This window comes from Acinetobacter sp. YH12132 (assembly GCF_013418645.1).
Lineage (GTDB): Bacteria > Pseudomonadota > Gammaproteobacteria > Pseudomonadales > Moraxellaceae > Acinetobacter > Acinetobacter indicus.
Window position 1 is genome coordinate 38,721 of the sequence record NZ_VPBR01000016.1, and the last position, 11,423, is coordinate 50,143.

Genomic DNA, 11,423 nt, shown 5'->3' on the forward strand with positions numbered 1-11,423 from the left:
AAGCGCGTGAAAACACGCGCTTTTTCAATAGAAGACTTAGTGACCACGAATAGTGATAACCGCCCCCGGAAGATATTGACCAGCCGCTGGGCTGAAATAGGTTTGCATACCTTGAATTTCAACATCACCGATAGATGCAGCATCTCGGCTACCTAAATGAACACCTTGTACATAGTGATCTTTAGCACCACCATGGCTAATCATCTGGATATAACCTTTGTCATCCGGGTTGCTGACACTTGCCCCCATAACACGCACATCTTGTGTAATGGTTAAGTTATTAGCATCTGCATCGGCAATTTTAATACTTTCAATAAAGATCTCACCTGCTGCACGCTCAGCACTTGCCGTTGAGTTATCCAGAATACCCAAATTATTAATTTCAAGACCACCAATCATCGTAGTATTCAGTTTAATCATCGCCCCTTGTGGCGCAGCACCTAACTGGATATTGGCTGACATTGGGCCTGTCTTAAGCGATAAGCCTGAAATAATGGCATTATAATTCGAATCTACACCACCACGGCGAAGTGTCGAGGTTGTGCTTGCGCTGCCTTGCACACCCGAAGCAGTTACACCAATTTCACCAATTTTAATATCCAGACCAGACACATCAGCTGCGATGTTAATAAAGGCTGTGTTACCACTACCTGCACCGGCATCAGAGTCAATTTTTAAATCTGCCAAGTTACGAGATTCAAGTAGATAAGCACCTGCATCATCATAGTTAGCACCAACGACGATACCAAAGTTTTCATTCGCATCACCAGCAATGCCATTCCCTTGAATAACAATCGCACCAGCATTATCAATGGTACCATTTAAACCATCATTATCATGGATAAAGAGCTTTTCAATTTCAATTTTTGAAATACCGATACCAATCGATAAACCATCTTGACCTGTGGTTGCGCTAAGTGCTGAATCATCCATTGCCTGCATTGCAAATGCATTTGCACTTAATGCCATTGAAGATACTAAAGCTAGTTTAGTAAATGTTTTCATATTTACTCTCCCAAGAGTATTATTTTTTTGATTGTTACCACTCTTGTGCAGCGGGTTGATTATTTGTTTTTAGCAACCTGCTACGTATTTCCTTGAGCGGCTGGATAGCACTAACAAAGTTATCCCCCTGTCAAATTTTGTTCAACTGCTATTGATCATATTTTTCAGCTTGCCGATAAACGGTCATAAGCATTTTCTTGGCGCAGAATCAGGTAAAATAGATATTTATTGTTGATTTTCTCCAAATTTATGGCCACCTCATCTTTCTACAAACAAGTACTTTGTGAATCCTCCTATACCCCAGCAGAAATTTTAAAGGCGCTGGGTTCACTCTCACATCTTGTTTATTTAGAAAATAATGGCCAACCGATTATTGGCTTATCGGCAAAACATTACTACCTTATTCAACAAAATAAATGGCAGTATTTTAAGCAACACAGTTTTAATCATTATCTTGAAGAAACAGCAGCGCCTTCTTTAGATGACTTTTTGCAGCCAACTGGTTGTATTGGCGACAGTTATTTTAAAGGTGGACTGATCGGTTTTATCAGCTACGATTATGCCGCCCAACAGCACATTCATACTCAAAGCAAAGCTCAACCGTGTTTATTTCTAGGACAATTTCACAGTTTTCTAACTCTGGAAAATGGGCACTGGTATTTCACCAGCGATGAGCAGCAAGCCGAATTTTTATTGACTTATATTCAAAATTTGTTGGCTCAAAAACAGGAGAATTCATTTAAATTAACTCAGGCCTGTACCGCACGCTGGAATAAAACTGAATATCAACAGGCCTTTAATCAAGTCCAGGATTATATTGTTGCAGGTGATTGTTATCAGATTAATTTAACCCAGGAATTTAAAGGTTCTGCGGAAGGATTATTATTAAATACCGCTGCTGATTTTTGGGCGCTAACCCATGCTCCTTATGCTGGTTATTTAAAAATAAATGACTTTGAATTACTTAGCTGTTCACCTGAATTATTTATTGATTTTCTGCCTCATCGGCAACTCCTCACCAAACCGATTAAAGGCACCATGCCACGCTATACAGATCCACGATTAGATGAGCAATCTAAACAGACCTTAAAAAATTCTGAAAAAGATCAAGCTGAAAATGTGATGATCGTCGATTTACTGCGTAATGATCTGAGTGTCTATGCCGAAACCGGTTCAGTAAAAACGCCGAAGTTATTCAATATTGAATCATTTAAACAAGTACATCATATGGTGAGTGAAATCACCGCGACGTTAAAAGCAGAGATCAATCCACTAGATGTATTGCTGTCTGCACTTCCGGGCGGCTCGATTACTGGCGCCCCTAAAATTCGCGCCATGCAGATTATTGAAGAGCTGGAAGGCACACCACGCGGGGCCTATTGCGGATCAATGGGTTATTTTAATTTTGATGGTACCGGTTCCTGGAATATTCTGATTCGCTCAATTCAAAAATATCAACACGAAGTTTCGTTATGGGCCGGTGGTGGTATTACCATTGCCTCTGATTGTGATGCAGAATATCAGGAATGTTTTGATAAGGTTTCGGCGATGCTGGATTTACTCAATACCTGGTACACACCTGAATAAATAAAAAGCGACTCAATTGAGTCGCTTTTTTATGAATCCCTCCCCTTGAGAACCATTGTTTCTCACCTTTTCTAGAGGGAAGAGTTCCCTCCTTTATCAAAGGAGGGTTAGGGTGGATTCACTTAAGCCAAAATCTCGTTTTTCAAAGTATCCACTAAACGCTGGTTTTGTTCATCGGTACCGATGGTGATCCGAAGGAATTGGTTAATCCGTGGCTTGTTAAAATAACGCACAATGATGCCACGTTCACGCAATTCAGCTGCCAATTCACCCGCGTCTTTACTTAGCAGTGAAGCAAAAATAAAGTTGGCACTCGATGGCAATACCTTAAAACCCAGCTCAGCCAGCTGAGCTACCAGTGTTTCGCGACTCGCAATCACTTTCTGGTTCTGCGCTTCAAAGTATTCCTGATCTTCAAACGATGCGACAGCTGCTGCAATCGCGAAACGATCCATTGGATAAGAGTTAAAGCTGTTTTTCACCGCTTCCAGCGCAGCAATTAAATGTGGCTGGGCAATCGCAAAACCGACCCGTAAACCAGCCAAAGAACGCGATTTAGATGTGGTTTGACATACCACTAAATTCTCGTATTTTTCCACCAGGCTGACCGCAGATTCGGCACCAAAGTCTACATAGGCCTCATCAATCACCACAACTGAGTTTGGATTGGCTTGAAGCACTTCCTCAATGGCAGCCAGGCCCATATCAATACTGGTTGGTGCATTCGGATTGGTAATAATAATGCCGCCATTTGGCTGCTTATAATCATCCACCACAATTTCAAAATTGTCATTTAGAGGGATGACCTGGGTATTGACCCCAAAAAACTGGCTATAGACCGGGTAGAAACTATAGGTAATATCCGGATACAACAGCGGCAGATCCTGAACAAAGAAGGCTTTAAAAATATGCGCCAGCACTTCATCAGAACCATTGCCGACAAAAACCTGCTCAACCGGCACCTGCTGCTGTTTGGCAATGGCCTGTTTTAACTCGGAGGCATCCGGATCTGGATACAAACGTAACGCATCCGCCGAGTTTGCCAGTACCTTCTGCACTGCTTCCACCACTTTTGGCGATGGCGGATACGGGTTTTCATTGGTATTCAGTTTAAGTAAATTCTGGATTTTCGGTTGTTCGCCCGGTACGTACGGTTCTAATTCACGTACTGCCGGACTCCAGAAACGCATTTGTTCGGTGGTGATATTCATTTTTAAATTCTCAAAGTTCCCTCTCCTGAGCAAGTTTTAAAGCACAGCTTTAAAATGAAGCGCAAGTGAGGGCTAGGGAGAGGTTTTCTATTTCTTTAATTACTGATAACGATAACGTGCTGATCTCGCATGTGCATCCAGGTTCTCTTGCTGCGCCAATACATCCGCAGTTTTGGCCAGAGTTTTCACCCCTTCTTGCGAACACATGATCAGGCTAGAACGTTTCTGGAAATCATACACACCCAGCGGTGAGGAGAAACGCGCAGTACCTGAGGTTGGCAGCACGTGGTTTGGACCAGCACAGTAATCCCCAATCGCTTCAGGGGTATAACGTCCCATAAAGATTGCCCCGGCATGACGAATATCTTCTGCCATCACTTGCGGATCATCCATGCATAATTCCAGGTGTTCAGGTGCCACCTGATTAATTAACTCAATCGCTTCCTGACGATCCTTCACCAATACCAATGCACCACGGTTTTCAATCGAGGTACGGGCGATCTCAGCTTTTGGCAATGCTTCTAGGTGCTTTTCAATCCAGCCATCAACAGCATTCAATAATTCCTCATCCGGTGTAATGAATACTGCTTGTGCGACGGTATCGTGCTCGGCTTGTGACAATAAATCCATCGCCAACCACTCTGCATTATTCTCGCCTTCGGCATAAACTAAAATTTCCGAAGGTCCGGCGATCATATCAATACCGACTTGACCAAATACCGCACGTTTTGCTGCTGCGACAAAACGGTTACCCGGGCCGGTAATTTTGTCGACCGATGGAATGGTTTCTGTTCCATAGGCCAGCGCCGCGACCGCTTGTGCACCACCAATGGTAAACAGACGTGTCACGCCCGCTAAATAGGCCGCCGCCAGCACCAGTGGATTCAACTCACCATTCGGCGCCGGAACCACCATGATAATTTCAGGCACACCCGCGACATGCGCAGGAACAGCATTCATGAGTACTGAAGATGGATAAGACGCCAGACCACCCGGCACGTAAATGCCCACGCGGTCCAGTGGCGTGACTTTCTGACCCAAGGTATTGCCCAAGGCATCAACATAGGTCCAGCCATCCTGCTTTTGCGCCTGGTGGAATTCACGGATACGTGCTGCAGCCAGCTCCAGTGCCTCACGCACCTCACGATTCAATCCATCAAAAGCGGCTTTAAGCTGTTCCTGGGTCAGTTCTAGATCTGAAAATTGATGCGCGGGATGTCGATCGAACTGCTGAGTTAATTTAAGAACATGAGCATCACCATGCTGACGGACATCAGCAATGATTTGGTCTACGGTTTTTAACAGTTCTGGATCACTCACTGTTTCAAAAGCCAACAAGTCAGCAAACACCTGCTTGAAGTTCTGATCTTGAGTCGATAAACGTCGCATCAATTTACCCACAAGGTTGATATGGAAAAGATTAGTTTACCTGTTTTCAAGGCTTTTGTGGGTATCAATCGCGCATTGGGCCACGGACTTTTATGGAAAATTACTTTTGCTCAAATTGAAGAAAAGTATTAACAGGACTGTTCTCATAGACCGCCATAAAAAACCGCTCTCAAGAGCGGTCTTTTATTTGAACAACTTACGCCTGTTTGGCCTGTTCACGATCAGCCACAGCCTGTTCTAGCTGGGCAATAATCGGATTTAACAACGCCTGTTTACGTTTAAAACTGGCTTTGTTGACGATTAAACGGGAAGATACTTTACAGATTTCTTCCAGTGGTTCTAAACCATTGGCACGTAACGTATTTCCGGTATCGACCACATCGACAATGTAATCACCCAGGCCGACCAGCGGTGCCAGTTCCATCGAACCGTAAAGCTTGATCACATCAACCTGTTCACCCAGGCTGGCATAGTATTGACGGGTCAGGTTCACATATTTGGTCGCAATTTTTAAGCGGCCTTTTGGACGAACCATACCGACTTTACCCGCTGTCATCAGTTTACAGTTGGCAATTTTTAAATCTAATGGTTCATAGACATTTTGTGCGCCATGTTCCATCAAGACATCTTTACCTGCCACACCTAAATCTGCTGCGCCATTTTCCACATAGGTCGGCACATCAGAAGCACGTAAAATCAGAATACGCACCTGTTTATGGGTGGTTGGAAAAATTAACTTACGGGATTTTTCAGGATCTTCCAGCAAGTTAATGCCCGCTGTTTCCAGCAGCGGCAGTGTCTCTTTTAAAATACGTCCCTTACTTAATGCTAAAGTTAAACCATGATCAAAATTGCCCATTACGTCAAAGTTTGGATCATCGTTTCTCATATCGCTCATTAACTTACTCGCTTAATTTGGGCACCTAAACCTTGTAACTTCGCTTCGACATTTTCATAACCGCGATCAATATGATAAATACGGTCAATCAGTGTTTCCCCTTCAGCCGCCAGAGCTGCTAACACTAAAGAGAACGAAGCACGTAAATCTGTAGCCATGACAGGTGCTGCAGATAATTTTTCTACACCGGTTACCACAGCATCATTGCCTTCAACCTGAATATTGGCGCCCATACGTGCCAATTCAGGAACATGCATAAAACGGTTTTCAAAAATCGTTTCAGAGATGGTGGCAAAACCACGACCAACGGCATTCACTGCCATCAACTGGGCCTGCATATCGGTCGGGAAATCTGGATGTGGCAAAGTACGGAAGCTGACCGCTTTCGGACGTTTACCCATCATATCCAGTTCAATCCAGTCATCCCCACGGGTGACTTCTGCGCCCATCTCTTCAAATTTGTCTAGCACCGATTCCAGCAGGGCCGGATCGGTATGCGTGGTTTTAATCTTGCCACCAGTAATGGCTGCCGCCGCCAGATAGGAACCGGTTTCAATCCGGTCCGCCACTACCGCATATTCACAGCCGTGCAGACTTTCTACACCAGTTACCACCAAAGTATCGGTATCCAGGCCTTCGATTTTGGCACCCATCTTAATCAGCATTTGTGCCAGATCGGTGATTTCCGGTTCACGCGCAGCATTCCGGATGGTGGTGACACCATCCGCCAGCACGGCAGCCATCAAGATATTTTCAGTGCCGCCTACGGTTACCATATCAAAAACCACTTCGCCGCCTTTTAAGCGGCCATCGACTTTGGCATGTACATAGCCATTTTCGACCTGGATTTCTGCACCTAAAGCTTCTAAAGCTTTTAAATGCTGATCGACCGGACGCGAACCAATCGCACAGCCGCCCGGGAGTGATACTTGTGCACTGCCATAGCGCGCCAATAGCGGTCCAAGCACCAAAATAGACGCACGCATGGTTTTAACGAGCTCATACGGTGCAAACTGGTTGTTCAGGGTCGAGGTATCGGCCACCACAGTATCGCCTTCATAAGACATGGTGATACCGAGGCCCGCAATGAGTTTAACCAGTGTGTTTACATCTTTCAGATTAGGCACATTGGTCAGGGTAATAGGTGAGTCGGCCAGAATCATGGCAGCCAGTAATGGCAATGCTGCATTCTTTGCACCAGAAATGCGCACTTCACCTTCGAGCTTAATACCGCCCTGAATTAAAAATTTATCCATTAATTTATTAAGCTCCGAATAAGCTTGCTTTACGCCATTCTTCTTTGGTCATTGCTTTAATTGTTACCGCATGAACTTCACCGCTGGCGATCAAGGCATTAATCGGCGCATACACTGCCTGTTGGCGTGCAACAAGACGTTTGCCTTCAAACTGATCATCGACAATACGAAGATCAAATTTACCACCCTGCCCACTAACGACTACATCTGCCTCTGGAAAAGCAGCTTTTAAAATTTCAGCGAGCTGTTCATTATTCATCACAAGACCTCTTATAGGACCAACGGTGTAAAACCGGTCATTTTACTATAAATGAAAAAAATAATTCATTAGTCACATACATTATATATATAAAAAAAGAGGTTTTTTAAAAACCTCTTTTTGCCGATTGTTTCAGCTAAATCGCGACAGGCTGATAAACCAGCTGCATTTTGCGATGCTTGTCTAATTGGCGTTTTAATTTTTCTGACATTTTCTTAATCGATGTATACATATCATCAGCACAGGCCTGGGCAAACAGCTCCGTTCCAGGTAAACGGATAATCGCTTCTGCGATATGGTTGGCACTGCCTTTTTTAGAATGCTTATCGATCTGATGATCTTTACTGAGCTTCACCTGCATACTATTGACCTGATCCAGATGTTTGGTCATTTGCGCGAACTTTGCTTTTATATTTTCTTCAATTGCAGGTGTAATTGATAAATGATGGCCACGAATTGTTATTTGCATAATTCTATCCCTCACCTTCGTTAGGATTAGACGAGTCATCATCAAAATGATTCACGTACAGGACCAGAACTGCTGCTCAGTGATACCTTCATGCAATCATTTTGACTCATCCTCATAGAAAAAAGATTCATTATGTTGTCATAATGAATCTCTAGAATAGGCAGATTTTCAAAACTAGATCAAGACTTTTCTTTCAGAAGAAGATGGAATATGTAAAGATTCGCGATATTTTGCAACCGTACGTCGCGCCACATCAATTCCCTCTTCTTTTAAAATATTGGCAATTGCGTTATCAGACAAAGGCTTACGCAGGTTCTCTTCAGCAATCAGTTTTTTGATCTTGGCACGAATCGCAGTTGACGATGCTTCACCGCCCGATGTAGTGCCAACATGACTTGAAAAGAAATATTTCAACTCAAACAGGCCACGCGGGGTCAGCATATATTTATTGGTGGTCACGCGGGATACCGTAGATTCATGCAGCTCGACCTCTTCGGCAATATCGCGTAGCACCAAAGGTTTCATGCCTTCTGCGCCAATTTCCAGAAAAGTACGCTGATGCTCAACAATACAGGTTGCCACTTTGAGTAAGGTTTTATGCCGCTCATCAATACTCTTGATAAAGTTTTTGGCTTCCAGCATCTGGTTACGCAAATACTGATTGTCATCACTCTGATCGGCACGACGAATCATATTGGCATAAAACGAGTTAACCCGGAGCTTTGGCATGACATCCGGATTCAGCTGTACCTGCCAGCTGTCATTTTTCTTCATCACCACCACATCTGGAATCTGATAATCCGACTCTTTATCTTCAAACTCCATACCCGGATGCGGTTTCAAGGTTTTCAGCAACTCGACCGCACATTTCAGCTGATCGGTGTTTAAACCGGTCTGCTTGAGTAGTTTTGGAATTTCATTGCTGATTAATAACTCATAATGGGTCATCAACTGCATAGCATCCTGACGACATGGGGTATTTGTCGGCAGACTTTCCAGCTGGATCAACAGACATTCCGCCAGATGACGCGAACCAACCCCCACCGGCTCCAGCCGTTGAATATGTTTCAACACCACCAGCACTTCATCGTCTTCGATGCTGTCTTCATACTCCATCGAATCGAGCAGATGCTGGACCGAAGCAGTAATCTCGCTGATATCGCTTTCCAGAAAGCCCTTATCATCCAGAGAATCAATAATGCAGTAAGCAATCAGCTGGTCAATTTTAGAAAAATGCAGCAGGTTAATCTGCTCCAGCATATGCTCTTTTAAACCCAGCACACCCTGACGGTTATCTTCACGCTCTTCATATTCTGGCGTACCTAAACTAGTCGGCTGATGGGTATAAACATCATCCCAGTCGGTATCGACCGGTAAATCATCTGGCAGATGATCGGCATTTAATTCATTGGTTAAATCTTTTTGATCACGATCTGTATCTGCCGCTGACAGACTCTCAACATCGGCCTGTTCTTCAACTTTCTCTAATAATGGATTACTATCGAGCTGTAATTGAATTTCTTGCTCAAGTTCTAAACTTGATAATTGAAGTAAACGAATGGCCTGTTGCAACTGGGGTGTCAATGACAGGGAGTTGGCAACTTTTAATCCCACTGATAACTTCATACTACCCACCTTTTTTAATACCGCGTTTTATAAGCAATTTTTATGCCTGTTTTGATTTTTATAGCATGCTTTTGTTAAAAAATATACAAAAAAATTTTCATAAAGAAAGGCCACCCGAGGTGACCTTCTGTAATTGCTGATAAATTTAGAACAATGCTTTTGGCAAACGGATCTGAATAATTTCATTATCATCGGCCAGATTGGCATTTCGCCCGCTTGAACCAGGAAAGTTATTATCATTCAGCACAGTAATCAGGTCTGGACCTTCAATGACAATATCTTCAATGGTCTGAAACGGAAAACCAAAACGCTCACCGGTCGCAATATCGCCCGCTCGCGCAGTGCCATAAAGTAAATCCGGATTGGCAATATCCATCAAATTGACCAGATCTTCTCTCTGCATATTCTGACCAGCGGTGCTGAGCGTGACTTTAATCAGCTTTTTATAGCCCAGCAGATCGTTTTCACTATCATCCCGTTCAATAATAATTCCTTCAGTCGGGCTATACAGCTGAAAATCACCAATCGCGGTGGCGCTAGTATGCAATGGAAAATAATAATATTTGCCTGTATAGGCTTTTTTTGCCAAATCAAATTCAGACACGATTAAACGATTAGAACTATCGTTCAGTAATGGCTTTTCCAACAGCGGATACAGATATTTTCCATCTTGAGAGATCGCCATGCCTTCAAAACCACCGCTACGCTGTACCAGTGGTTCAACAAAATTCAGCTGTTCTTTATTGAACTGATTCTGAGGTGAACGCAGCTCTTGCGCCGGATTCAGTGGATTCGGTAATGGAATTGGCGGGCTCAGCAATATACCCTCAGCAGAAAAATGGAGTAAATAGGGTCCAAACTCATCTCCAATCCAGATCTCGCCATTCGGTGCGCGTTGTATCGATTCCGGATCAAAATCTGCACCAGTTAATAAACGTTCGGCCGTGTCTTGATGGACAATAGAAAAGGGAATCAGTTTATTTGGATCACGCAGCTGCACATAACTTAAATGCTTTACTTCAGCATTAGCTGCTGTTTTTGTTCTAAAGGTCGGTTGAATCAGATGCAAACGCAGCAGATAGTCAGCCGAGTTATCTTGTGTGCCAAAACCATTGTCAGACATCACCAGATAAGTCCCATCATTATTTTTTAAGGCAGCCGAAAAACCTTGCACAGGCTGCCCTGGAAATGGCGGCAAAATCCCATTTGCACCAGTCACATACGCACCGGAATCTGGTCCTTCTGCATAGGTGGCCACATCCAGTTTTGCAAAAGCCACCAAAGTTGGCTCAGTGATCAAGGGTATAGGCATCACCTGCGCCTTTTCATCAGACTCATTACATCCGTTCAAACCCAACACAGCGGCCATAACAAGGCCAAGAGATCTTTTTTTCATAAAGTTTAAAAATAGCAATTGGGGAAACCATTCAAACAGGAAAAAATGACAGTGCTGGGATGATTCAGTGACAATTTAAAGACCGGTTTTTACGGCCAAATATTAATTTTCTATTTATTGAATACAACACCTAGATACCTTTCTGGAAATTATAATTCTTTTAGTTTTATTTTCTGCATAAAAAAATCCCCCTAGCTTTTAGCTAGGGGGATTTTGAATTAATGAGCTGGCGATGACTTACTCTCACATGGGTAACCCCACACTACCATCAGCGCTAAGAGGTTTCACTTCTGAGTTCGGGAAGGGATCAGGTGGTTCACTCTTGCT

10 protein-coding genes and 1 rRNA gene are annotated in these 11,423 nt (G+C 43.6%); 1 reads left to right on the plus strand and 10 read right to left on the minus strand.

Annotation, left to right across the window (positions count from 1 at the left end; all coding sequences use genetic code 11):
* Window positions 1-36 precede the first annotated feature (36 nt).
* Window positions 37-1,005 carry a DUF6160 family protein gene (locus FTU67_RS12420; RefSeq protein WP_168383804.1) on the minus strand — a complete coding sequence of 323 codons (969 nt, stop codon included), beginning with the start codon at window positions 1,003-1,005 and terminating at the stop codon, window positions 37-39.
* Between the two features lie 249 nt (window positions 1,006-1,254).
* Between FTU67_RS12420 and FTU67_RS12425 the strand changes: the two genes are divergently transcribed.
* The gene (locus tag FTU67_RS12425) at window positions 1,255-2,592 is read left to right on the plus strand and encodes an anthranilate synthase component I family protein (protein WP_005179916.1); all 1,338 of its coding nucleotides are present in this window, start codon (window positions 1,255-1,257) and stop codon (window positions 2,590-2,592) included.
* Between the two features lie 122 nt (window positions 2,593-2,714).
* Here the strand turns inward: FTU67_RS12425 and hisC are convergent, their stop codons facing one another.
* From hisC to rrf, 9 genes are all read right to left on the minus strand, one after another.
* On the minus strand, window positions 2,715-3,803 hold the full coding sequence (hisC, locus tag FTU67_RS12430; protein ID WP_180061802.1) for a histidinol-phosphate transaminase: 1,089 nt from the start codon (window positions 3,801-3,803) through the stop codon (window positions 2,715-2,717).
* A gap of 99 nt (window positions 3,804-3,902) precedes the next feature.
* The gene (gene hisD, locus FTU67_RS12435; protein WP_163170368.1) at window positions 3,903-5,204 is read right to left on the minus strand and encodes a histidinol dehydrogenase; all 1,302 of its coding nucleotides are present in this window, start codon (window positions 5,202-5,204) and stop codon (window positions 3,903-3,905) included.
* A 184-nt stretch (window positions 5,205-5,388) separates the two neighbouring features.
* Window positions 5,389-6,090, minus strand: a complete 702-nt coding sequence (gene hisG, locus FTU67_RS12440) for an ATP phosphoribosyltransferase (protein WP_005179926.1) — start codon at window positions 6,088-6,090, stop codon at window positions 5,389-5,391.
* Window positions 6,090-7,346 (minus strand): UDP-N-acetylglucosamine 1-carboxyvinyltransferase, encoded by a 1,257-nt coding sequence (murA, locus tag FTU67_RS12445; protein WP_005179929.1) that lies wholly within the window; start codon window positions 7,344-7,346, stop codon window positions 6,090-6,092. The genes hisG and murA overlap by 1 nt, the downstream gene beginning before the upstream one ends.
* 7 nt (window positions 7,347-7,353) lie before the next feature.
* Window positions 7,354-7,605, minus strand: coding sequence for a BolA family iron metabolism protein IbaG (gene ibaG / locus FTU67_RS12450; RefSeq protein ID WP_005179933.1), 252 nt, complete (start codon window positions 7,603-7,605; stop codon window positions 7,354-7,356).
* A 136-nt stretch (window positions 7,606-7,741) separates the two neighbouring features.
* A complete protein-coding gene (gene hpf / locus FTU67_RS12455; protein ID WP_005179935.1) occupies window positions 7,742-8,074 on the minus strand; it encodes a ribosome hibernation-promoting factor, HPF/YfiA family in 333 nt (110 codons plus the stop codon).
* Between the two features lie 174 nt (window positions 8,075-8,248).
* A complete protein-coding gene (locus tag FTU67_RS12460; RefSeq protein WP_160241019.1) occupies window positions 8,249-9,700 on the minus strand; it encodes an RNA polymerase factor sigma-54 in 1,452 nt (483 codons plus the stop codon).
* Between the two features lie 145 nt (window positions 9,701-9,845).
* Window positions 9,846-11,096: an esterase-like activity of phytase family protein gene (locus tag FTU67_RS12465; RefSeq protein ID WP_228289048.1), complete on the minus strand. Its 1,251-nt coding sequence runs from the start codon at window positions 11,094-11,096 to the stop codon at window positions 9,846-9,848.
* Between the two features lie 224 nt (window positions 11,097-11,320).
* Window positions 11,321-11,423 (minus strand): 5S ribosomal RNA (gene rrf, locus FTU67_RS12470); the annotation flags it as partial.